The 22,107-nt window shown below is 63.2% G+C and carries 21 protein-coding genes; 13 read left to right on the forward strand and 8 right to left on the reverse strand.

Annotated features, from left to right (window positions below; translation table 11 throughout):
- Nucleotides 1-111: 111 nt before the first annotated feature.
- The gene (locus tag BLT75_RS05985; protein WP_281243127.1) at nt 112-888 is read left to right on the forward strand and encodes a phosphotransferase; all 777 of its coding nucleotides are present in this window, start codon (nt 112-114) and stop codon (nt 886-888) included.
- A gap of 7 nt (nt 889-895) precedes the next feature.
- Here BLT75_RS05985 and BLT75_RS05990 read toward each other — a convergent pair whose 3' ends face one another.
- From BLT75_RS05990 to BLT75_RS06010, 5 genes are all read right to left on the reverse strand, one after another.
- A complete protein-coding gene (locus BLT75_RS05990) occupies nt 896-2,203 on the reverse strand; it encodes an NAD(P)/FAD-dependent oxidoreductase (protein ID WP_093028710.1) in 1,308 nt (435 codons plus the stop codon).
- A complete protein-coding gene (locus BLT75_RS05995; protein WP_093028712.1) occupies nt 2,200-3,018 on the reverse strand; it encodes an ABC transporter permease in 819 nt (272 codons plus the stop codon). The genes BLT75_RS05990 and BLT75_RS05995 overlap by 4 nt, the downstream gene beginning before the upstream one ends.
- Entirely contained in the window at nt 3,015-3,896 is an 882-nt protein-coding gene (locus BLT75_RS06000; protein WP_093028714.1) for an ABC transporter permease subunit, read from the reverse strand. The genes BLT75_RS05995 and BLT75_RS06000 overlap by 4 nt, the downstream gene beginning before the upstream one ends.
- Nucleotides 3,896-5,023 carry an ABC transporter ATP-binding protein gene (locus tag BLT75_RS06005; protein WP_093028716.1) on the reverse strand — a complete coding sequence of 376 codons (1,128 nt, stop codon included), beginning with the start codon at nt 5,021-5,023 and terminating at the stop codon, nt 3,896-3,898. The genes BLT75_RS06000 and BLT75_RS06005 overlap by 1 nt, the downstream gene beginning before the upstream one ends.
- A gap of 85 nt (nt 5,024-5,108) precedes the next feature.
- On the reverse strand, nt 5,109-6,194 hold the full coding sequence (locus BLT75_RS06010; protein ID WP_093028718.1) for a polyamine ABC transporter substrate-binding protein: 1,086 nt from the start codon (nt 6,192-6,194) through the stop codon (nt 5,109-5,111).
- Between the two features lie 146 nt (nt 6,195-6,340).
- On the opposite strand from BLT75_RS06010, the gene BLT75_RS06015 reads away from it, so the two are divergent.
- The 6 genes from BLT75_RS06015 to BLT75_RS06040 all read left to right on the forward strand — a co-directional run bounded on the left by BLT75_RS06015 (nt 6,341) and on the right by BLT75_RS06040 (nt 13,260).
- Nucleotides 6,341-7,039 carry a GntR family transcriptional regulator gene (locus BLT75_RS06015; RefSeq protein ID WP_093028720.1) on the forward strand — a complete coding sequence of 233 codons (699 nt, stop codon included), beginning with the start codon at nt 6,341-6,343 and terminating at the stop codon, nt 7,037-7,039.
- Nucleotides 7,040-7,096: 57 nt separating this feature from the next.
- The gene (locus BLT75_RS06020; RefSeq protein ID WP_093028722.1) at nt 7,097-8,491 is read left to right on the forward strand and encodes an aspartate aminotransferase family protein; all 1,395 of its coding nucleotides are present in this window, start codon (nt 7,097-7,099) and stop codon (nt 8,489-8,491) included.
- Nucleotides 8,492-8,695: 204 nt separating this feature from the next.
- The gene (locus BLT75_RS06025; protein WP_093028724.1) at nt 8,696-9,796 is read left to right on the forward strand and encodes an ABC transporter ATP-binding protein; all 1,101 of its coding nucleotides are present in this window, start codon (nt 8,696-8,698) and stop codon (nt 9,794-9,796) included.
- Nucleotides 9,797-9,911: 115 nt separating this feature from the next.
- Nucleotides 9,912-10,985 carry an ABC transporter substrate-binding protein gene (locus BLT75_RS06030; RefSeq protein WP_093028726.1) on the forward strand — a complete coding sequence of 358 codons (1,074 nt, stop codon included), beginning with the start codon at nt 9,912-9,914 and terminating at the stop codon, nt 10,983-10,985.
- Nucleotides 10,986-11,049: 64 nt separating this feature from the next.
- Nucleotides 11,050-12,333: an ABC transporter permease gene (locus BLT75_RS06035; RefSeq protein WP_093028728.1), complete on the forward strand. Its 1,284-nt coding sequence runs from the start codon at nt 11,050-11,052 to the stop codon at nt 12,331-12,333.
- A gap of 6 nt (nt 12,334-12,339) precedes the next feature.
- Entirely contained in the window at nt 12,340-13,260 is a 921-nt protein-coding gene (locus tag BLT75_RS06040; protein ID WP_093028730.1) for an ABC transporter permease, read from the forward strand.
- Between the two features lie 56 nt (nt 13,261-13,316).
- On the opposite strand, the gene BLT75_RS06045 is transcribed toward BLT75_RS06040, so the two are convergent.
- Both BLT75_RS06045 and BLT75_RS06050 read right to left on the reverse strand, forming a co-directional pair.
- Nucleotides 13,317-13,664, reverse strand: coding sequence for a hypothetical protein (locus BLT75_RS06045; protein ID WP_093028732.1), 348 nt, complete (start codon nt 13,662-13,664; stop codon nt 13,317-13,319).
- A gap of 35 nt (nt 13,665-13,699) precedes the next feature.
- Nucleotides 13,700-14,422, reverse strand: a complete 723-nt coding sequence (locus BLT75_RS06050) for a DUF599 domain-containing protein (protein WP_093028734.1) — start codon at nt 14,420-14,422, stop codon at nt 13,700-13,702.
- A gap of 80 nt (nt 14,423-14,502) precedes the next feature.
- Here BLT75_RS06050 and BLT75_RS06055 point away from each other — a divergent pair, with 80 nt between their 5' ends.
- The 3 genes from BLT75_RS06055 to glcF all read left to right on the forward strand — a co-directional run bounded on the left by BLT75_RS06055 (nt 14,503) and on the right by glcF (nt 18,426).
- A complete protein-coding gene (locus tag BLT75_RS06055) occupies nt 14,503-15,951 on the forward strand; it encodes an FAD-linked oxidase C-terminal domain-containing protein (protein ID WP_093028735.1) in 1,449 nt (482 codons plus the stop codon).
- A gap of 63 nt (nt 15,952-16,014) precedes the next feature.
- Nucleotides 16,015-17,100 (forward strand): FAD-binding protein, encoded by a 1,086-nt coding sequence (locus tag BLT75_RS06060; RefSeq protein ID WP_093028737.1) that lies wholly within the window; start codon nt 16,015-16,017, stop codon nt 17,098-17,100.
- Between the two features lie 3 nt (nt 17,101-17,103).
- Nucleotides 17,104-18,426: a glycolate oxidase subunit GlcF gene (gene glcF, locus BLT75_RS06065; RefSeq protein ID WP_093028739.1), complete on the forward strand. Its 1,323-nt coding sequence runs from the start codon at nt 17,104-17,106 to the stop codon at nt 18,424-18,426.
- A gap of 59 nt (nt 18,427-18,485) precedes the next feature.
- Here glcF and BLT75_RS06070 read toward each other — a convergent pair whose 3' ends face one another.
- Nucleotides 18,486-19,655 carry a YbfB/YjiJ family MFS transporter gene (locus BLT75_RS06070; RefSeq protein ID WP_093028741.1) on the reverse strand — a complete coding sequence of 390 codons (1,170 nt, stop codon included), beginning with the start codon at nt 19,653-19,655 and terminating at the stop codon, nt 18,486-18,488.
- Between the two features lie 207 nt (nt 19,656-19,862).
- On the opposite strand from BLT75_RS06070, the gene BLT75_RS06075 reads away from it, so the two are divergent.
- The 3 genes from BLT75_RS06075 (at nt 19,863) to BLT75_RS06085 (ending at nt 22,086) form a co-directional block, all read left to right on the forward strand.
- Nucleotides 19,863-20,672, forward strand: coding sequence for a trypsin-like serine peptidase (locus BLT75_RS06075; protein ID WP_245706383.1), 810 nt, complete (start codon nt 19,863-19,865; stop codon nt 20,670-20,672).
- Entirely contained in the window at nt 20,669-21,490 is an 822-nt protein-coding gene (locus BLT75_RS06080; protein ID WP_093028743.1) for a trypsin-like serine peptidase, read from the forward strand. Before BLT75_RS06075 ends, BLT75_RS06080 begins: the two co-directional genes overlap by 4 nt.
- A gap of 125 nt (nt 21,491-21,615) precedes the next feature.
- Nucleotides 21,616-22,086 (forward strand): Hsp20 family protein, encoded by a 471-nt coding sequence (locus BLT75_RS06085; protein ID WP_093028745.1) that lies wholly within the window; start codon nt 21,616-21,618, stop codon nt 22,084-22,086.
- Nucleotides 22,087-22,107: the final 21 nt, after the last annotated feature.

The raw sequence follows: 22,107 nt of genomic DNA on the forward strand, positions 1-22,107 counted from the left end.
CAGAAATGACCGAGGCCCGACCTGGAACAGCAAGACCAAAATCCGCCAGCGGAGCTTGTCGCCGACCTGAACGCGCGCGGTCTGTCCGGTCCCGGCGACAGGTTCGAAACCCTGTATGGGGGCCGCACCAACCGTGTTTGGCGGCTGCATGGGCATGGCAGTGACCTCGTCCTGAAACTTTATCGGACGGATTTCCACAATCCCCTGTTCCGCAACGACCCGGCTTCCGAGATGGCCTGCCTGAAACGGCTTTCCGAAACAGGCCTCGCGCCGCGGCTGCGGGCCACCGGCGAATTCGCCAATCAGGCCTGGGCGCTCTACGATCACGCGCCGGGTGCGCCCTGGCGGACCAACCCGCGGCGTGCGGCAGAGGCGCTGGCCATGCTGCACGCGCTGAAACCCGGCCTGAAGCTTCCCGAGGGGTGCAATGGCAGCCGGGACCTGACCTGCCATACCGAAGAGATCCTGTCATCCTGCACACCATCGGCACGCGCCGAGATCGAAGCCTTGCGCCCGGATGGACCCGCGATCGCAGCGGGGCGAACCTGCCTGATCCATGGCGATCCGGTACCGGGAAATCTCCTGTTTGACGGTGACGGGGTCGTGCTCATCGACTGGCAATGCCCCGCCATCGGAGACCCGGCAGAGGATATCGCGATCTTTCTTTCTCCGGCCATGCAACATGTCTATCGCGGCAAGGCGCTGACCCACGACGAGGAACAGGCGTTCCTTGCGGCTTACGCCGACCCCGAGATCACGGGCCGGTACAGGGCGTTGGAACCCTGGTTTCACTGGCGCATGGCCGCCTATTGCCTTTGGCGGGCCCAGAACGGCGCACCCGATTATGCACCCGCCTACAGGTTGGAGGCCGCTGCTCTTACCCGATAAAGGCGGCTCAGAGTTGATCGGCAAGCCCGTAGGCCAGATAGGCCGGCTGCATCACAACCCGACGGAAACGGCCCAGCGGAAACCGCCTCAGCGGACCCTGCATGGCAACCGGCAACCCGGCAGGTTCGCCCAGCGCCAATCGCGCCAGCGCCCGGCCCGAGTAGGTGCCCATCGCAACCCCGTTGCCATGATAGGCAAGCCCCGCAAACATTCCGGGCGTCCCCGGCACCGGCCCGACATAGGGCACCAGGTCCCGACCGAGGCAGACCATCCCGGACCACAAGTTGGTGGCTTCGATCTCTGCCCAGGCCGGGAACATCGCGTCGAAATGACGGCGCATGCGGGCGTGGATCCTGGCTTCGACGCGGGGCGAGGAAAACAGCCCGCCCCGCATTCCGAACAGAAACCTCCGGTCAGGCATCAGGCGGAAATAATGCAGCAGGTGCCGGGTGTCATAGGCCATCTGGTCCGAAGTCCAGCCCTGCGCCCGCAGTTCCGCGTCGGACATCGGCCGGGTCACCATGACACTCGACTGCGCGGGCATGTAACGACCGGCTAGCCAGGGCGGCATGTCCTCGCTGGAATAGCCGTTGGTGCAGATCAGCACGGTGTCCGCCTCGATCCGGGCCTGCGCTGTGTGCAGCACATGGCCACGCCGACCGCGTTCCAGCCGCAGCACGGCGCTGTCGCGGAACTGGCGCACCCCCATTGCAGCGGCCACATCAGCGAGTCCGAACAGGTATTTGCGCGGGTTGAGCGCAAAACCGACATCGCTTGTCAGCCCGCCAAGAAACTGTCCGTTCAGCCCCTCGGCCTCCAGGTCATGTTTCTCGTGCAAACGGCCATGACCCTTGTCGGCCTCGCGCCGCAGCGCATCCATGGCGCGGGTGGAATGCGCCAGCCGCGTCTCGCCCCTGGAATGCATGTCGGCATTGATCCCGTGGCGCGCGATCAGGCTGCCGACCAGGTCGACCGCCTCGACCTCGGCCTCATCGCACGCTTTTGCCCCGTCCTTGCCAAAACGTCGACGTTTCTGAGCGTCATTCAGCTTGATTCCGCCCAGGCAGCAGAACCCGCCGTTGCGCCCCGAGGCCCCCCAACCGGGCGCCCCGGCTTCCAGAACGGTTACAGCCACCCCGCTTTCGGCAAGATGCAGGGCCGCCGAAATACCGGTAAACCCGGCCCCGACGATGGCGACATCTGTCTGGATGTCGCCAGTGGCAATCGGCCAGTCCGGGGCAGCGATGGTCTCGTCCCACCAGCAGCCCTGGCGTGGACCCGCGCCATAGGCAAAATCGGAGAATATCCGCCTCATTGCGCGCGGGCCGCGGCCTGTTCGTCACGCTTCTGGCGCACCAGCGCCTGTTTCGAAATCAACGAGGCCGATATGACCCCGACAGTGACAATCCCGATCATGATCGTACTCAGCGCGTTGATTTCCGGGCTGACGCCCAGACGCACCGCCGAGAAGATCTTGATCGGCAGGGTGGTGGCCGAGGGACCCGAGGTGAAGGACGCGATGACCAGATCGTCAAGCGACAGGGTGAAAGCCAGGAGCCAGCCAGAGATCACCGCGGGCGCGATGATGGGCAGGGTGACCAGACGGAAGGCCTCGGCCGGAGAACAGCCAAGATCCAGTGCCGCCTCCTCCAGCGAGCGGTCGAAGGTCACCAAGCGTGACGACACCACCACCGACACGTAACACATCGAAAAGGTCGTATGGGCCAGAACGATGGTCATCACCCCCCGTTCGATCCCGATGCCGATGAACAGCAGCAGAAGCGACAGGCCGGTAATCACCTCGGGCATGACAAGCGGCGCATAGATCATGCCGGAAAACAGCGTCCGGCCCATGAAGCGCCCGCCACGCACCAGCACATAGGCCCCCATTGTGCCCAGGACGGTGGCGAATGTCGACGACAGCACCGCCACCTTCAGCGTCACCCAGGCCGCGCTCAGAAACGCGTCATTGCCCAGCAACTCGCCATACCATTTGGTCGAAAACCCCGCCCAGACCGTCACCAGCTTGCTTTCGTTGAAACTGTAGACAATCAGGATGACCATCGGGATGTAGAGAAAGGCAAATCCCAGCGTCAGGGATACGGTGTTGAACCAGCTCAGCCTGTTCATTGATCCGCCTCCGCCTGTTTCTGTTGGTTGCGCTGGAACAGCACGATCGGGATCACCAGGATCAGCAACAGGATCACCGCCACGGCCGAGGCGACCGGCCAGTCGCGGTTCGAGAAGAACTCCTCCCACAGAACCTTGCCGATCATCAGCGTGCCCGATCCGCCCAGCAACGACGGGATGACGAATTCGCCAAGCGTCGGAATGAACACCAGGAAACAGCCCGCGATGATGCCCGGCCGCGACAGCGGAATGGTCACAAGCCAGAATGCCTGTGCCCGGGAACAGCCCAGGTCCTCGGCCGCCTCGATCAGCGATCCGTCCAGACGGTCGAGCGCGGAATAGATCGGCAGGATCATGAACGGCAGATAGGTGTAGACGATCCCGATGTAGACGGCCGTATTGGTGTTCAGGATGGTCAAGGGCTCGTTGATGATCCCGGTCCAGAGCAGGATCTGGTTCAGGTAGCCTTCGTTCGACAGGATGCCCATCCAGGCGTAGACGCGGATCAAGAACGAAGTCCAGAACGGCAGGATGATCAGCATCATCAGCGTCGGACGCCATTCCTCGGGCGCGCGCGCCATGCCATAGGCGATCGGATAACCGACGCAGAGCGTCAGGAAGGTCGCCGAAATGGCGATCTTGAGACTGCTGAGGTAGGCTTTCCAGTAAAGGTCGTCCTCGGTGAGAAAGATGAAGTTCTCGAAATCCAGTTCCCGGACAAAGGCCATGATCCCTTCGGCCCAGTCGAACTGGGGCACGTAGGGCGGGATCGAGACGGCGTAGTCCGACAGCGAAATCTTGAACACGATGGCAAACGGCACCAGGAACAGCACCGTAAGCCAGGCATAGGGAATGGCGATCAGAAGAAACCGGCGCATCAGTCGGCCAGCAGAACGCCCGCCGTGGCAGTCCAGGACAGCCAGACGGTGTCTTCCCATGTAAAGGTTCGGCGCGAGATCCGGCGCGTGTTCGAAGTCTGCGCCTTGATGATCGTGCCGTTGGGCAATTCCACGTGATAGGTCGAAAGATTGCCCAGATAGGCAATGTCATGCACCCGGCCCTGTAGCGCATTGGCGGCGTCCGCCGGGCGTTCGGAACTGATCGTCACCTTTTCGGGGCGAATGGCCAGATGGCAGGTCTGACCCGAGGCGAACCCGTTGGAGGACTTCGCGATCAAGGGCTGCTGGCCCTCGGCCCAGTCGATGCGATAGGTTTCTTCGCCATCGGGCGTGGCGCGGCCTTTGATGATGTTCACATCGCCGATGAAATCGGCCACGTAGACGGAATTCGGGGTCTCGTAGATCCGGTCGGGGGTCGACACCTGCATCAGCTGCCCCTGATCCATCACCGCGACCCGGCTGGCGACGGTCATCGCCTCTTCCTGGTCATGGGTCACGATCACGAAAGTCGTGCCGGTCTTTTCCTGGATGTCCATCAGTTCGAACTGGGTGTCCTGGCGCAGTTTCTTGTCCAGCGCGCCAAGCGGTTCATCCAGCAGCAGCAACTTGGGCGCCTTGGCCAGCGACCGTGCCAGCGCCACCCGTTGCCGCTGTCCGCCCGAGATCTGGTGCGGCTTGCGCTTTGCAAACTTCTCCAGCCGCACGAGGCGCAGCATCTCGTCCACCCGCTTTTCGATATCCTGTTTCGACATCCGGTCGCGGCGCAGGCCAAAGGCAATGTTGTCCCAGACCGACAGATGCGGAAACAGCGCATAGGACTGGAACATCATGTTCACGGCCCGCTTGTTCGGCGGCACCGGGGCAATGTCCTGTCCGGCCAGTTCGATCACACCTTCGGTCGGGTTTTCAAACCCGGCCAGCATGCGCATCATCGTCGTCTTGCCGCAGCCCGAGGGGCCAAGCAGGGCAAAGAACTCACGCTCGTAGATATCCAGCGTGAGATTGTCGATGGCGGTGAATTCGCCAAACCGCTTGGTCACGTTCCTGAAACGGATCAGCGGTTTCGCGTCGGGATCGTCCCAAGGCGCAAATTTCGAAGATTGCAAGGCAAGCCCCCGTCTGTCTTGTTCTGTAGTGGGGTAAACGCAACGGGGCAGGCCGATCGGCCTGCCCCGCAATTCAAGCCGGAAATCAGGTGCCCGACTTGATCTTGGTCCACAGGCGGGTCACGGTCCGCTGAACCTTGGCGTCATAGGGCGACTTGGTGTAGAGGTTCTGCACCGTCGCCTCATCGGGATAGATTGCCGGATCGCCGATCACGTCCTCGGCCAGGAACTCCTGCGAGGCCTTGTTTCCATTGGCGTAATAGACATAGTTCGACGCCGCCGCCATGTTCTGCGCATCCATGATGAAGTTCAGGAACTTGTGCGCCGCGTCCGGGTTCGGTGCGTCCACTGGAATGGCCATCATGTCGAACCACATCAGCGAACCTTCCTTGAAGGCGTTGTATGCGATCTCGACACCGTTGTCGGCCTCGGCGGCGCGATCGCGTGCCTGAAGAACGTCGCCGGACCAGCCCACGGCCACACAGATCTCGCCATTGGCGAGCGCGTTGATGTATTCGGAGGAGTGGAATTTCTGAATGTACGGGCGCACCGCCATCAGGGTTTCCTCGACCTTGCCGATGACATCCGGGTCCTGGCTGTCGGGGTCTTCACCCAGGTAACGAAGGGCTGCGGGAATGATCTCGGTCGGAGCATCCAGGAAATGCACACCACAGGCGGCCAGCTTTTCCATGTTCTCGGGCTTGAACACCAGGTCCATGCTGTTCATCGGCGCATCGTCGCCCAGCACTTCCTTGACCTTGCCGACGTTTACGCCCAATCCGGTGGTGCCCCACATATAGTTGATGGCGTATTCGTTGCCGGGGTCATATTGCGCGGTCCGGTCCTGGATCACGTCCCACATGTTGACCAGGTTCGGCAGCTTGGACTTGTCGAGCTTCTGGAAGGCACCGGCCTCGATCTGGCGCTGCAGGAAGTCGGCCGTCGGCACCACGACGTCATAACCAGATCCGCCGGCCAGCATCTTGGTCTCCAGCACCTCGTTGCTGTCGAACACATCGTAGATCAGCTTGATGCCGGTTTCTTCCTCGAACTTGGTCAACAGTTCTTCGTCGATGTAGTCCGACCAGTTGTAGACGCGCACTTCTTCGGCGAACGCGGCGGAAGTGGCCAGTGCCATCACCGCTGTGAGTGTCAGCGCTTTGAAAGTCATTGAGTGTCTCCCTGCAAGCTGGCGGGTATTCTCCCACCTGCCTAGATTTGATCAAGTTTTGCCTTCTACGGCAACAGCGTTTATGTATTCATCAAGTAGAACACCTGACAAGACGAGATGTTGAAATAGGGGCAAGTCCTTTGAATATGATCAAAAAACAGGCGTTGAAGCCGAGCCAAACGGACGCAAAACAACCTGTTCACGAACAGGTGTATCAGACGCTGAGGGCCATGATTCTGTTCGGAGAGTTGGCTCCCGGGCAGGCCGTGACCATCCAGGGACTCACTGATTCGCTGGGTGCAGGCATGACCCCGGTCCGCGAGGCGATCCGCCGCCTGATGTCCGAAGGCGCATTGATGTTTCAGGGCAATCGCCGCGTCAGCGTGCCCGTCCTGACCCAGGACGATCTGCACCAGGTCATTTTCATAAGAAAATCAATCGAAGCCGAACTGGCGCGCCGCGCGGCCCAGAAGATGACTCCGACCGCCGCGGAAGCGTTGGAAAAGCTCGATGCGGCCTTGGATCAGGCCATCGAAACCGGGGACGTGGGGGGGTATCTGCGATCCAACTACGATTTTCATGCCTTGCTCTATTCGGTCGCTGATGCCCCGATTCTGACCGAGATGGCAGATCGGTTGTGGCTTCGATTCGGGCCCTCGCTTCGGGTTGTCTGTGGTCGGTTCGGCACCCAAAACCTGCCCGACAGGCACAAGGAGATGTTGAAAGCGCTGCATGCAGGCGATGTCGAAGGCGTGGCGCGGGCAATGGAACAGGACGTCGAACAGGGCATGGAGCAGATGGCCGGCGTACTGTCCGAAAACGAAGGACGGCACGATTCGATTTGACAGCCAAAAATTTGATCATATTCTGCCGCCAATCGGAATTCGCAGGAGACTCACCCGATGGTGACCATTACCAATCACATGCCCACGGCCGAGTTGCAGGCGCTGGACGCCGCCCACCACATGCACCCGTTTTCGGCCAATACCGAACTCGGCCGCGAAGGCGTCCGGGTGATTACCCGTGCCAAGGGGGTTTGGCTGACCGACAGCGAAGGTGAAGAGATCCTGGATGGCATGGCCGGCCTTTGGTGTGTCAACATCGGCTATGGCCGCGAAGAGCTTGCCGAAGTTGCCGCCCGCCAGATGCGCGAACTGCCCTATTACAACACTTTCTTCAAGACCACCCATGTTCCGGTCATCGCGCTGGCGCAGAAGCTGGCTGAACTCGCACCGGGCGACCTGAACCACGTGTTCTTCTCGTCGGGCGGGTCTGACGCCAACGACACCAATATCCGCCTTGTCCGCACCTATTGGCAGAACAAGGGCCAGCCGGACCGCAACGTCATCATAAGCCGCAAGAATGCCTATCACGGTTCTTCGGTGGGCTCGTCCTCGCTGGGCGGCATGGCGGGGATGCACGCGCAGGGCGGCATCATTCCCAACATCCACCACATCAACCAGCCCAACTGGTGGGCCGAGGGCGGTGACATGACCCCGGCCGAATTCGGCCTTGCCCGCGCCCGCGAACTGGAAGAGGCAATTCTGGAGCTTGGCCAGGACCGCGTCGCGGCCTTCATCGCCGAACCGGTGCAGGGTGCCGGCGGCGTCATCGTGGCGCCAGATACTTACTGGCCGGAAATCCAACGCATCTGCGACAAGTTCGGCATCCTGCTGATCGCGGACGAGGTGATCTGCGGATTCGGCCGCACCGGCAACTGGTTCGGCTCCCAAACGCTCGGCATCCGTCCCCACATCATGACCGTCGCCAAGGGCATGAGCTCGGGCTACGTGCCGATTGGCGCCTCGATCATCTGCGACGAGGTGGCCGAAGTGATCGGCATGGAAGAGTTCAACCACGGTTACACCTATTCCGGACATCCGGTAGCTGCGGCGGTGGCGTTGGAAAACCTGCGGATTCTCGAGGAAGAAAAGATCATCGACCATGTCCGCGACGTGGCTGCTCCCTATCTCAAGCAGAAATGGGAAAGCCTGCTCGTCCATCCGCTGGTGGGCGAGGCCAAGATCGTCGGCATGATGGGCTCGATCGCCCTGACACCGGACAAGGGCACCCGTGCGAAATTCGCAGCCGAAGCGGGAACCGTCGGTTACATCTGCCGCGAACGCTGCTTCAAGAACAACGTGATCATGCGTCACGTCGGCGACCGTATGATCATTTCGCCGCCTCTGGTCATAACCCCGGCCGAGATCGACGAAATGTTCGTCCGGATCCACAAGTCTCTGGACGAGGCCCACGCAGAGATCCTGGAACGCGGATTGTTCAGAAGCGCCGCCTGAACTCAGATCGCAAACAAGTGAATCACCGGGCCGCCAGGATTTTCGGCGGCCCGTTTTTTTGCCAATGTTCGACGCAACAGCCCGTGAAACCGTCGCAACCGTGTCCAAACTGTCGCAATTCGGTTGCAACGCCCGACCATGCGCGCTTAACCTGACGGCAATGGCGACACAGATCGCAAACAAGTTCTAGACGGGGAGCTGGCATTGACCACACGCACCAGCAACGACGCGTTCGTTGAATTCGAACGCGTTCAAAAGAGCTATGACGGCGAGACTCTGGTCGTCAAGGATCTCAACCTCACCATGCCCAAGGGCGAGTTTCTGACGATGCTTGGGCCTTCGGGGTCGGGCAAGACCACCTGCCTGATGATGCTGGCCGGTTTCGAAACCGCGACCCATGGCGAAATCAAGCTGGACGGGCAACCGATCAACAACATTCCGCCGCACAAGCGCGGCATCGGCATGGTGTTCCAGAACTACGCCCTGTTCCCCCACATGACGATCGCAGAGAACCTGGCCTTCCCGCTCGAAGTACGCAAGATCGGCAAGTCCGAGCGGGAAGCCAAGATCAAGCGTGCTTTGGAAATGGTCGAGATGGGGCGGTTCGGCGGGCGTCGTCCGGCGCAGCTCTCCGGCGGACAGCAGCAGCGCGTGGCGCTGGCCCGGGCACTGGTGTTCGAACCCGAACTCGTGTTGATGGACGAACCGCTCGGCGCGCTCGACAAGCAGTTGCGCGAAAAGATGCAGTTCGAAATCACCCGTCTTGCGCACGATCTGGGCATCACCGTGGTCTATGTGACCCATGACCAGACCGAAGCACTGACGATGTCGGACCGCGTTGCAGTGTTCAACGATGGCGTTATCCAGCAACTGGCCCCGCCCGACGAATTGTACGAACAGCCCGCCAACAGTTTCGTGGCCCAGTTCATTGGCGAGAACAACACGCTCGAAGGCGAGGTCAAGGAAATCCGCGATGGTATTGCCGTCGTGCAGCTGGACGATGGCGAGCTGATTGACTGCAAGCCGATCAACGTGAGCAAACCCGGCGAGCGGACCCGCGTTTCGATCCGCCCGGAACGGGTCGAATTCAACAAATCCCGCCTCAAGCCGGGCGCGCACACGCTCAAGGCCGAGGTGCTGGAATTCATCTACATGGGCGACATCTTCCGCACCCGCCTCAGGGTTGCCGGCAACGACGAATTCATCATCAAGACGCGGAATGCGCCCGATCAGGTGCGGCTGGAGCCCGGCGCCCAGATCGAGATCGGCTGGCTGCCCGAAGATTGCCGCGCGCTGGACGCCTGAACCAGCGCCGCAAGCCCCCAGTCCAACTGCGGGCATCACGATCGGATATGGCCGCAGTGATCGTCTCGGCCGATCCAGGAAAACCGAACCTAAATGGTCAACATGGGAGAACTACATGAAACTTAAGACAGCATTGCTGGCAACGGCTCTGACGTCGGCGGCATTTGCCGTTTCGGCGCAGGAAGTCACCGTCATGTCCTGGGGCGGATCCTATACAAAAAGCCAGGTTGAAGCCTATCACAAGCCCTTCACCGCCGCGACCGGCATCAAGGTGAACTCGGTCGACGCCGACAACCCGGCAACCCCGATCAAGGCACAGGTCGAGGCCGGCAACGTGTCGGTCGACGTGGCCGACGTGGAATTCTCGGACGCCGTTCGCCTTTGCGACGAAGGTCTGCTGGAAGAGATCGACACCTCCATCCTGTCCGCAGCTCCCGATGGAACGCCCGCGACCGAAGACTTCATCGAAGGCGCGATCCAGGATTGTGCCGTGGCCAACATCGTGTGGTCGACTGCGGTTGCCTATAACACTGCCAACGTCTCGATGGCGCCGACCTCGATCGCCGATTTCTTCGACACTGACAAGATCCCGGGCAAGCGCGGCCTGCGCAAGTCGGCCAAGGCAACCCTCGAAATGGCCCTGATGGGCGATGGCGTGCCGGCGAACGAAGTCTATGACGTGCTCGACACCGACGAGGGCGTCGACCGCGCGTTCGCCGTTCTCGACCGCATCAAGGACGATATCGTCTGGTGGGAAGCCGGCGCACAGCCGCCGCAGCTGCTGGCCGACGGCGAAGTCGTGATGTCGACCGCCTATAACGGCCGTATCTTCAACGCCGCCGTGGCAGAAAACCAGCCCTTCGAAATCCTGTGGGACGGCCAGATCCTCGACTTCGACCTCTTCGTGGTACCGAAGGGCGCGCCGAACAAAGATGCCGCGATGCAGTTCATCGCCTTCTCGACCAGCACCCAGGCGCTGGCGGACCAGGCAAAGTGGATCAGCTACGGCCCGGCGCGCAAATCCTCGGGTGCTCTGGTCGGCCTCTACCAGGATGGCAAGACCGAGATGGCGCCGCACATGCCCACTTCGGAAGCAGCCCTCGAGAATGCGCTGGTCAACAACTTCGAGTTCTGGGTCGACAAGGACGCCGAACTGAACGAGCGCTTCAACGCCTGGCTGGCGAACTGATCTGAAAACCGGGCCGTCCCATTGGGGCGGCCCCTCCTTTCCCGAATATCCAGGACGACGCCAGATGACCGACATCGCTCAGCCACTGACGACCGCTGACGGCAAACCGCTCAAATCGGCGCTGCTGCGGGCACAGTCCCGTGCCAGACGACGGGCCTTTCTTCTCGTGCTGCCACTTCTGGCCTTCATCCTCATCACCTTCGTGTTCCCGATCGGCCAGATGCTGTACAAGTCGGTCTACAACGAAGGCTTTACCTGGCAGGAAGATGTCACAACCGGCGAACGCACGCCGATAATGACCAACCTTGCCGCGTGGTTCGATGCCAACCCGCCCGGCACCGAGCCGGACGAGGCGGCCTATGCCGCACTGGCGGCCGATCTCGTGGTGCTGCGCGAGTTGAAGGCCCCGGGTCAGGCCGGCACCCGGATCAACTATGAAATCTCCGGTTCCCGCTCTATGTTCACCAAGGCTGCTCGCAGTGCCGAAAAGCTGGAACCACCCTACAAGGAAGCGCTCCTGGAACTCGACAAGGATTGGGGCAATCCCGATCTGTGGCAGGCGATGCGCGGCGCTTCCTCGTCCTACACGTTGAACTTCTACCTTGCTGCGATCGACCGTGAACGCAATGCAAGCGGCGATATCGTGATGGTGCCGGAGAACCGGCAGGTCTATGTCAAGCTCTTCACCCGCACGCTGACCCTGTCGTTGCTGATCACCTTTCTTACCTTCGTGCTGGCCTACCCGATCGCGCATCTGCTGGCGACACTGCCGCTGCGCCACTCGAACCTGCTGATGATCCTGGTCCTGCTACCTTTCTGGACCTCGCTTCTGGTGCGCACCACCAGCTGGATGGTCCTGCTGCAAAGCCAGGGCGTGGTGAACGACGCGCTGGTCGGCATGGGCCTTCTGGGCGACGAGAACCGTTTGCAGATGATGTACAACCGCACAGGCACCGTCATCGCGATGACGCATATCCTGCTGCCCTTCATGGTGCTGCCGCTCTATTCCGTCATGCGCCTGATCAATCCGTCCTATGTGCGGGCCGCGCGATCGCTGGGTGCAACCAGCTGGACCGCCTTCCGCCGCATCTATTTCCCGCAGACCGTGCCCGGCATCGGTGCCGGCGCGCTCTTGGTGTTCATCCTGGCGGTCGGCTACTACATCACGCCCGCCCTGGTCGGCGGCGCCGACGGGCAGCTGATCTCGAACCTGATCGCCTTCCACATGCAGAAATCGCTGAACTGGTCGCTGGCCGCCGCTCTGGCCGCCCTGCTGCTGGCTGGCGTTCTGGCTCTCTACTGGCTCTACGACAAGCTCGTGGGCATCGACAACCTGAAGCTGGGGTAACCGGACATGGCTCTTCCCAAACACGCCTCGACGCTAGAACGGGTCTGGCACTACACCTATCTGGTTATCTGTGTCGCGATCTTCATCTTTCTGATCGCCCCGATCCTGGTCATCATTCCGCTCAGCTTTAATGCCGAGCCCTATTTCACCTTCAGCGACAAGATGCTCAGGTTCGATCCCGAAGGCTATTCGATGCGCTGGTATGACCTGCTGCTGACCTTTGGCATGCAGGATCCCGAAGCGCCGCGCGACGGTTCGTGGTGGGCAGACGCCTGGGCGAACGCGCAGTGGATCCAGGCGACCAAGAACTCGATCATCATCGGCTTCTTCTCCACGGTCCTCGCCACCACGCTGGGCACCATCGCAGCACTGGGCCTGTCGCGCTCGGAAATGCCGGGCCGCCGCGCCATCATGGCAATCCTGATCTCGCCGATGATCGTGCCGATCATCATCACCGCCACGGGTCTGTTTTTCTTCTACTCGTCGATCCGGATCCAGGATTGGGGAGTTCCCTACCTGGGCATCATCCTGGCGCATGCGACGCTGGGCATCCCCTTCGTCATCATCACGGTGACCGCGACGCTGGTGGGTTTCGACCATTCCCTGACCCGCGCGGCCGCGAACCTCGGCGCGGATCCGGTAACAACCTTCCTCCGGGTGCAGATGCCGTTGATCCTGCCCGGCGTGATCTCGGGGGCGCTCTTTGCCTTTGTCACCTCGTTCGACGAAGTCGTGGTGGTGCTCTTTGTCGGCGGGCTCGACGAGCAAACGATCCCGCGCCAGATGTGGAACGGTATCCGCGAGCAGATCAGCCCGGCCATCCTGTCTGTGGCCACGATCCTCGTGATCATCTCGATCGCCCTGCTGACGGTGGTGGAACTGCTGCGGCGCCGCTCGGAAAAGCTGCGCGGCATGTCGCCCGGCTGATCCGGATATCGGAAGACACCAGAGGGGCCGGTCTGCCGGCCCTTTTCCTTTTCAGCTCATGGCAGGTCCACGACCATCATCGCCGCAGCCCAGCCATCGACGTTGCAGCGCGCCTGCACCCGGACCTGGCGCGTACCCTCGGCGATCTGCACGCCGCTCAACGACCGGGTAAAGGGTTGTTCCGTCTCGTGCGGGTGCAACAGGGTCCGCATCCCGATTTCATTGCCCAGCATGTCCAGCACGCGCCAACCATCGGCATAGTGGTCCCAGCCGGTATCGGGGTGGCGCAGGGTCACATCGAATCGCCAGCCATCCGCCGCACGGGTCGCGGTCACGGTTTCAATCGCCGGGGGGTCGGCCAGCACGGGTGAGGCCAGCAGAAGCAAGGGGAACAGGCTGCGCATCGCCGCAGTCTATAGGACTATCGCGCCGGGACATTTCACGATGACGTGTGCGGCGCACCGTCCGGCGGCAGCCGCAACAGAACCTCGCGGCTATGGGACGCGAATTCCCGCCGGTAGAGAATGACCACCGTCACCAGCGCCGATGCGACCAGCGCCAGCGGTCCGGCAAACCACGCGACCGAGGCCAGCGCGAAATAGGTGGCCCGCAGCCCCTTGTTGAAACTGCGCGCCGCGGTGATGCAGATATCGGCCGCCTGGGCCGCGCGAGGGTGACAGCGCGGGTCTTCGGGATCGTTCGGAACCGCCGCCATCAGCACGGCGCAATAGCCGAACAGCCGGTTCGCCCACACGAATTTGAGAAAGGCGTTCGACAGGAACAGCAGCACGATCAATACCTTGATCTCCCAGACCAGCGCGGGGGCCGTGCCCAGCGCCAGATCGCTGGCAACCCCTGCAAGCCGGTCGGTATTGCCGATCAGCGCCAGACCGCCACCCACCGCGATCACCGCCGTCGAGGCAAAGAAGGATGTTCCCTGACGCATGATGGAGACAAGTTGCGCATCGAACACGCGCGGCTGCCGGGTCACCATCTGGCGCATCCAGTCGCGCCGGAAATCGGCCATCAAGGCGGAGACCGAGGGTTTTCCCGGCGACGGGTGCTCGATCCGCCAGCCGATCCAGAGCCAACAGCAGATCAGGACCGCCACAGCGCCGTAGTCGAAAGGTGAAAAAACAAGTATCCGGTCGGTCCAGGTCATGGCGCGACAGTACGACTTACCGGATTGTCTTGCCATACGGATAAATTGGTAATATTATCTTACCAAACGGAGGATCTCTCATGGACATGCCCGCCCCAAACCCGACCGTTCTGGCCAAGAAACCGCGGCTCGTGCAACGGCTGCGGCAGGTTCTGCCCGAGGACGCGGTGATCGACGACCTGTCCGAGACCCGCGCCTATGAATGCGATGCGCTGACCGCCTATCGCTGCCCGCCGCTGCTGGCGGTGCTGCCGTCCAGCACGCAGGAAGTGTCGGACGTGCTGCGAATCTGCCACGAAGAGGGCGTGCCCGTGGTGCCGCGCGGCTCGGGCACCTCGCTGGCCGGGGGGGCGCTGCCCACCGCCGACAGCGTGATCCTGGGCGTGGCGCGGATGAACGAGGTACTGGAAACCGATTACGACAACCGCATCATCCGGGTGCAGTCTGGCCGCACCAACCTGAGCGTCACCGGCGCGGTCGAGGCCGAGGACTTCTTCTACGCACCCGACCCCTCGTCGCAACTGGCCTGCGCGATCGCGGGGAACATCGCGATGAACTCGGGCGGCGCTCATTGCCTGAAATACGGGGTCACCACCAACAACCTGCTGGGTGTGACCATGGTGCTGATGGACGGCACCGTGGTCGAGGTCGGTGGCGCCCATCTGGATCCCGGCGGGCTGGACCTGCTCGGCGTGATCTGCGGGTCCGAGGGGCAGCTGGGCGTGGTCACCGAGGCGACCCTGCGTATCCTGCGCAAGCCTGAGGGCGCGCGGCCGGTGCTGATGGCGTTCGACAGCAACGAGGTCGCGGGCGCCTGCGTCAGCGACATTATCAAGGCCGGTGTGCTGCCGGTTGCCATCGAGTTCATGGACCGGCTCTGCATCGAGGCCTGCGAAGCCTTTGCCCATGCCGGATACCCGCAATGCGAAGCACTGCTGATCGTCGAGGTCGAAGGCTCTGACGCCGAGATCGACGACCAGTTGTCGCGCATCCTGGAAATCGCCCGCCGGCACAACCCGCTGGAACTGCGCGAAAGCCAGTCGGCCGAGGAAAGCGCCAAGATCTGGCTGGGCCGCAAATCCGCCTTTGGCGCCATGGGCCAGATCAACGATTACATGTGCCTGGATGGCACCATCCCGGTGTCCTCGCTGCCGATGGTCCTGCGCCGCATCGGCGAGTTGAGCCGCGAATACGGGCTGGACGTGGGCAACGTGTTCCACGCAGGCGACGGCAACATGCACCCGCTGATCCTGTTCGACGCGAACAAGCCCGGCGATCTGGAGAAATGCGAGGCGTTCGGCGCCGAGATCCTCAAGCTGTGCGTCGACGCCGGCGGCTGCCTGACCGGCGAACATGGGGTGGGGATCGAGAAACGCGACCTGATGCTGCACCAGTATTCGGCACCGGATCTTGAGGCGCAGATGGCGGTCAAGGACGTGTTCGACCCGCAGTGGCTTTTGAACCCGGCCAAGGTGTTCCCGCTGTCGGTCTCGGAAAGCCGGCGCGCGGCGCAGATGGCGGCGGAATAGCGGGGCGCTGCCCCCTCTTGGCCTGTGGCCAATTCCCCCGGAGTATTTGGAAAAGGTGAAACCATGAGACCCGAGACAGAGGCCGAACTGGCCGAAATCGTGGCCGGGCTGGACGCGCCGGTGCGGATCCTGGGCGGCGGCACGCGCGGGGTTCCGGGGCCACAGGCCGAGGTGAACGTAGCGGGCCTGAGCGGCATCACGCTTTATGAACCCGGCGCGCTGACGCTGGTCGCCCGGGCCGGAACGCCCGTGGCCGAGATCGAGGCGGCGCTGGCCGCCGAGGGGCAGCGGCTGGCCTTCGAGCCGATGGATCATCGCGGGCTGATGGGGACAGAGGGCGTGCCCACCATCGGCGGCGTGGTGGCCGGCAATATCTCGGGCCCGCGCCGGATACAGGCCGGGGCTGCGCGCGATTTCCTGCTGGGGGTGCGATATGTCGACGGGCTGGGACAGGTCATCAGCAATGGCGGCCGGGTGATGAAGAACGTCACCGGTTACGACCTGGTCAAGCTGATGGCCGGGTCCTGGGGGACGTTGGGGGTGCTCAGCGAAGTATCTCTGAAGGTCCTGCCCAAAGCAGAGACACTGGCCACCCTGACCCTGGCGGTGCCCGACGCGGAAACAGCCGTGCAGGCACTGTCGGCGGGCCTTGGGTCGCCCTACGAGGTGACAGGGGCGGCCTACGATCCGGAAGCTGGCCGGGCGCTGCTGCGGATCGAGGGTTTTGCCGCCTCGGTCGATTATCGGGCCACGGCATTGACCGGCTTGCTGGCGCCGTTTGGTATGGTGACGCGCCTGGAAAGCGACCCGTGGGCCGCAATTCGTGACGTGGCGCCGTTCCACAACCGCACGGGCGATGTCTGGCGGATTTCCGTCAAACCGGGCGATGCGCCCGAGCTTGCCGCGCGATGCGAGGCGGAGGCCTTGCTGTTCGACTGGGGCGGCGGGCTGATCTGGGCACTGATGCCCGAAGGCGTCGATCTGCGCGCCCGTCTGGGAGCGTTTTCCGGTCATGCCACGTTGATCCGGGGAAAGCGGGACCAGCGCAGCATGTTCCAGCCGGAACCGGCGCCGGTGGCCGCGCTGTCGCGCGGATTGCGGCAGCGGTTCGACCCGAAAGGGCTCTTCAACCCAGGACTGATGGGGTAAGCGATGCAGACGAATTTCACCGCCGAACAGCTGACCGACCCCGGTATCCAGCGCGCCAACGAGATCCTGCGCTCTTGCGTGCACTGCGGATTCTGCACCGCCACCTGCCCGACCTATCAGGTGCTGGGCGACGAGCTCGACAGCCCGCGCGGGCGCATCTACCTGATCAAGGACATGCTGGAAAACAGCCGGGTGCCGGATGCCAGGACGGTCAAGCATATCGACCGCTGCCTGAGCTGCCTGGCCTGCATGACCACCTGCCCCTCGGGCGTGCATTACATGCATCTGGTCGATCATGCGCGCGAGTATATCGAACAGAATTACCGCCGCCCCTTCAGCGACCGGGCGCTGCGCTGGATCCTGTCGCGCATCCTGCCCTATCCCACGCGGTTCCGGCTGGCCCTGCTGGGGGCCAGGATCGGCCGCCCGTTTCGCGGCTTGATGCCCGATGCGCGGCTGCGCGCGATGCTCGACATGGCGCCGAAACACATCCCGCCCGTCAGCCGCAACGACGACCCGCAGAGCTTTGCCCCTGTGGGGACACGTCGAAAGCGGGTGGCGCTGATGACCGGCTGCGCGCAAAAGGCGCTGAACACCGATATCAACGACGCCACCATCCGCCTGTTGACCCGGCTGGGCTGCGAGGTGGTGGTGGCCGAGGGCGCGGGATGCTGCGGCGCTCTGACCCATCACATGGGGCGCACGGGCGAAAGCCATGCCACCGCGGCCAAGAACATCCGCGCCTGGGTACGCGAGATGGATGGTGCCGGGCTCGACGCGATCGTCATCAACACCAGCGGCTGCGGCACCACGGTCAAGGACTACGGCCACATGTTCCGCAACGAGCCGCTGGCGGCCGAGGCCGCCCGGGTATCGGCCATTGCCATGGACGTGAGCGAGGTGCTGATGCAGCTTGACCTGCCCCAAGGGGCCGACAAGGGGTTGACCGTGGCCTATCACGCCGCCTGCTCGCTGCAACACGGGCAAAAGATCAAGACCTATCCCAAGGATCTTCTGAAACGCGCGGGCTTCAAGGTGGTCGAACCCGCCGACAGCCACCTGTGCTGCGGCTCGGCCGGAACCTACAACCTGATGCAGCCCGAGATCTCGGGCCAGCTCAAGGCGCGCAAGATCCGCACGCTTGAGGCAAAGAAACCCGACCTTATCGCGGCGGGCAATATCGGCTGCATGATGCAGATCGGCTCGGGCACCGAACTGCCGATCGTGCACACGGTGGAACTGCTCGATTGGGCCACCGGCGGGCCGCAGCCTCCGGCGCTGACGGCACCGGGCAAGCGCGCGCCCGAGGTGCCGATCCTGCGCTAGAGCATTTCCAGGAAAGGTGGATACCGGTTTCCCGTCCGGAAAGGCGCGGAGTCAAACAGTCAGAGCGGTTTCTGACGCAACGCGATGACCGCCCCCGTCAGTAGCAGGCCGGCGGCGACCAGCAGGCTGATGCCGATGTCGCCGAACATGTCTCCGACCAGGCCCGCACCATAGGGACCCAGCGTCTGGGCCACTGCGAACACCACCGTGAACAGGCTGATCGCCCGGCCCCAACTTTCAGGCGGCAAGTTCTGGCGCGCGAAATTGGTGACCGCGCCGGGGGCCATGAACACCGACAGGCCGAACACCACCGCCGAGATCAGCAGGGCGGACCCAGTGGGCAGAACCACCGGCAGCGCGGAACCGACCGCGATACCGGTCAGGATCATCGCAAGCGGCAGGCCCGAGGCATGGCGTGCCAGCACAGGACGCCACACCAGGGGCGAGACCGAGATGCACAGACCGAGGATCACCCAGACCAGCGCGATGAAGGGCGCGCTGGCCGATTGTTCCGTCATCCAGGCCGACAGGAAGGTCAGATAGACGATATAGCCCAGGCCGAACCCGGCATAGCCCGCCAGCTCGGGCAACATCCGGCGCAGCGGCAGGGCGGCATGTTCAGTCTGTTTCTGGACAGGCGCACGCTGTTGCAGGGCCGCCCACAGGGCGAGCGGCAGGAACACAAGGCTTGCACCGCCGATAAGATACCAGGCCACCGGCCAGGCTGCGGGACCATAGGCATCGAGAAACAGCGGCAATGCGGCACCGGCCAGCACGATGCCCAGCCCCCCGCCCGATCCGAAGAGGATTGCAATCGCCAGCGCGTTACGCCGGGGATTGTCCCGAAACAGGCCGGCGGTCAGCGTTCCAGCCGTGGAAAAGGACATCGCGCCAAAGAACCCGGCCAGGACACGCCACAGCGTCTGCCACCACAATTCCGCATTGGCGCCGGTCGCCAGCAGGGCCAGGGTGGTGGCGACAAGCCCGGTGATGAACAGGCGCACCGGCCCCAGGCGCCGGATCATCGCCATGGTCAGCACCGCGCCCGCGATATACCCCAGCGCATTGGCGGTGTTCAGCCAGCCCGCCTGGGCATAGTTCCACTGCATCTCCGACTTCATCGCGGGCAGGAGCAGGCCATAGGCGAAACGGGCGAACCCGTTGGTCACCGTCACCCCCAGCGCCAGCCCCGCCAGCACCAGCCAGGACCGGGCTGCCGACAACGTCATGGCCTGACCACTCGATACAAAAGCAATTCGGGACCCTCGTTCTCTTCGCCGCGTCACGCCATGCGAAAACCTGACGCGACCCTGCCAAGCTTGGCCGCCCGGCGCAAGCCACGGCAGGGCGTGCACCTCGTCAAGATGCCCCGACTGCGCCCCATTTTCGCCCCACGCATCCCGTACCCCGAACAGCAACCGTTGCAGGAGGGCCACGTGTACAAATGGATCATCACACTTGCGCTGGCCGCGCTCCCGGTTGTTGCACAGGCGCAGGCAACGCGACTGCAAAGCCTGGAAACCACCGACTCCGGTCGTGAATGGCTGGCGGTCGGGCGACTTGATGTCGACGGCACCGGGTTCTGCACTGGCGCCCTGATCGCGCCCGACCTTGTCCTGACCGCTGCGCATTGCCTTTACGACAAACACACGAAACAGCGAATCGACCCGACCCGGATCGAGTTCCTGGCCGGCTGGCGGCGGGGGGCAGCTTCGGCCTATCGCCCGGTGCGCCGCGCGGTCGAACACCCGGGCTATCGTTTCGACGGGGATGTTTCGGCTGACCGCGTGCGCAACGATGTCGCCCTGCTGCAATTGCAGCAACCGATCCGCAACACCACCGTCATCCCGTTCGAGACCGGCCACCAGCCGCGCACCGGGGAATCCGTCGGTGTCGTGTCCTATGCTCACGACCGGGCCGAGGCGCCGTCGCTGCAACGCATCTGCCCGATCATGGCGCGCCAGCAAGGGGTTCTGGTGATGTCCTGCGATGTCGATTTCGGCTCGTCCGGCGCGCCGGTCTTCAGCTTCGAAGGCAACCATCCCCGGATCGTGTCCGTGGTTTCGGCCAAGGCCGAGGTCGAAGGCGCGCGCGTCGCCCTGGGGTCCTCGCTCGAAGACACGCTGGCACTGCTCCGGACCGAGTTGGAGGCAGACCGCAACCCTGCGTCCCGCACTCTGCCGCGCGTCAACCGCAGCACCTCCGGAAACACCGGCATCTCCGGGGCAAAGTTCGTCAAGCCATGAGGCGCCTGCTTCCCCTCCTCCTTGCCTTTTGCCTCGCCCTGCCGGCAGCGGCGGAGAACTCGGGCCTGCGCCGTCTGACCGAACGGAACGACCTGTTCGGATGGGAGGCTGTCGGGCGGCTCGACATTGCCGACACCGGGTTCTGTACCGGAACGCTGATCGCACCGGACATGGTCCTGACAGCGGCGCATTGCGCTTTCGATACCCGCACCGGCGCGCATTACCAACCGGGCGAAATCACCTTTCGCGCCGGGTTTCGAGACGGCCAATCCGTCGCTGAACGCCGGGTTGTTCAGATTGCCACCCCCGCGGGCTTCATTCCCAACGCCGCGCCCTCGGCCGACCGCATCCGCGCCGATGTGGCGCTTATGCGGCTTGCCGAACCGATCCCTACCGCGCTGGCCGATCCCTTTGTCCTGCATTCGGGTGACCTGAGCGGGACCGAGATCAGCGTCTCGTCCTACGGGCGCGGCCGCGCCGGGGCAATCTCGCGCCAGCGTTCGTGTCAATTGCTGTGGCGTCAAGCGGGGCTGATGTCCTTCGATTGCGACGTGACCTTCGGATCTTCCGGGGCGGCCATTCTGGCCCACGAGCGCAAGCGGGGCCGTATCCTGTCACTGGTCTCTGCCGGAACCGTGATTGACGGTCGCCCGGTCGGCTTCGGGATGGATTTGCCGGATACGGTCGAGGACCTCAAGCGCCAGATGCGCCGCGATGCGCCGGCCCCGCAGGCCGAGATCCGGCGACTCAAGGTCGGCTCCGGCCTGTCCGGCGGCGCAGGAACCGGCCCCAGGTTCATCCGGCCCGGCGGGTCTTGAAACCCGGACCAGGCTTTCCCATCTCGAAAGTACCGGATCGCCGCAAAGCGGGGTCCGGTGTGGAAAACCGCCCGTCCGAAAAGGAGGGCACGTATCACGAATCGCTCGAAGAAGAGGATTGACCCATGCGTACTTTCGACTTTGCTCCGCTGCACCGCGCCACCATCGGTTTCGACCAGATTGCCGATATGATGGACCGCGTGATGTCCAATGACGTGACCCAGCCGAGCTATCCGCCGTACAATATCGAAAAGACCGCAGCCGACGCTTATCGCATCTCGATCGCCGTGGCCGGTTTTGCCGACAGCGACCTGTCGGTCGAAGTGAAGGAAAACGCCCTCGTTGTGGCAGCCAGGAAGGCCGTCGACGACGCGACCCGCACCTATCTGCATCGCGGCATCGCCACCCGCGCCTTTGAACGCCGGTTCACCCTGGCCGATCACGTGCGCGTCACAGGCGCGAGCCATGAGAACGGCATGCTGCACATCGACCTGAAGCGCGAAGTGCCCGAAGCGCTGAAACCCCGCCGGATCGAGATTGCCTCGGTCAAGCCGTCCGACGAGACCGAATTCGTCGAGGCCAAGGCGGTCAACTAACCTCTGGTCCGCCCGCCCCTG

Source organism: Ruegeria marina (assembly GCF_900101475.1).
GTDB classification, from domain to species: domain Bacteria; phylum Pseudomonadota; class Alphaproteobacteria; order Rhodobacterales; family Rhodobacteraceae; genus Ruegeria_B; species Ruegeria_B marina.

Bases quoted from the DNA above. Each gene is read 5' to 3' on its own strand.
- BLT75_RS06045 (WP_093028732.1), bottom strand. From the start codon at position 13,664: ATGCGCAGCCTGTTCCCCTTGCTTCTGCTGGCCTCACCCGTGCTGGCC.
- BLT75_RS06015 (WP_093028720.1), top strand. From the start codon at position 6,341: ATGATCAAAAAACAGGCGTTGAAGCCGAGCCAAACGGACGCAAAACAA.
- BLT75_RS06035 (WP_093028728.1), top strand. From the start codon at position 11,050: ATGACCGACATCGCTCAGCCACTGACGACCGCTGACGGCAAACCGCTC.
- glcF (WP_093028739.1), top strand. From the start codon at position 17,104: ATGCAGACGAATTTCACCGCCGAACAGCTGACCGACCCCGGTATCCAG.
- BLT75_RS06055 (WP_093028735.1), top strand. From the start codon at position 14,503: ATGGACATGCCCGCCCCAAACCCGACCGTTCTGGCCAAGAAACCGCGG.
- BLT75_RS06020 (WP_093028722.1), top strand. From the start codon at position 7,097: ATGGTGACCATTACCAATCACATGCCCACGGCCGAGTTGCAGGCGCTG.
- BLT75_RS05990 (WP_093028710.1), bottom strand. From the start codon at position 2,203: ATGAGGCGGATATTCTCCGATTTTGCCTATGGCGCGGGTCCACGCCAG.
- BLT75_RS06060 (WP_093028737.1), top strand. From the start codon at position 16,015: ATGAGACCCGAGACAGAGGCCGAACTGGCCGAAATCGTGGCCGGGCTG.
- BLT75_RS06040 (WP_093028730.1), top strand. From the start codon at position 12,340: ATGGCTCTTCCCAAACACGCCTCGACGCTAGAACGGGTCTGGCACTAC.
- BLT75_RS06010 (WP_093028718.1), bottom strand. From the start codon at position 6,194: ATGACTTTCAAAGCGCTGACACTCACAGCGGTGATGGCACTGGCCACT.
- BLT75_RS05995 (WP_093028712.1), bottom strand. From the start codon at position 3,018: ATGAACAGGCTGAGCTGGTTCAACACCGTATCCCTGACGCTGGGATTT.
- BLT75_RS06070 (WP_093028741.1), bottom strand. From the start codon at position 19,655: ATGACGTTGTCGGCAGCCCGGTCCTGGCTGGTGCTGGCGGGGCTGGCG.
- BLT75_RS06000 (WP_093028714.1), bottom strand. From the start codon at position 3,896: ATGCGCCGGTTTCTTCTGATCGCCATTCCCTATGCCTGGCTTACGGTG.
- BLT75_RS06050 (WP_093028734.1), bottom strand. From the start codon at position 14,422: ATGACCTGGACCGACCGGATACTTGTTTTTTCACCTTTCGACTACGGC.
- BLT75_RS06030 (WP_093028726.1), top strand. From the start codon at position 9,912: ATGAAACTTAAGACAGCATTGCTGGCAACGGCTCTGACGTCGGCGGCA.
- BLT75_RS06080 (WP_093028743.1), top strand. From the start codon at position 20,669: ATGAGGCGCCTGCTTCCCCTCCTCCTTGCCTTTTGCCTCGCCCTGCCG.
- BLT75_RS06085 (WP_093028745.1), top strand. From the start codon at position 21,616: ATGCGTACTTTCGACTTTGCTCCGCTGCACCGCGCCACCATCGGTTTC.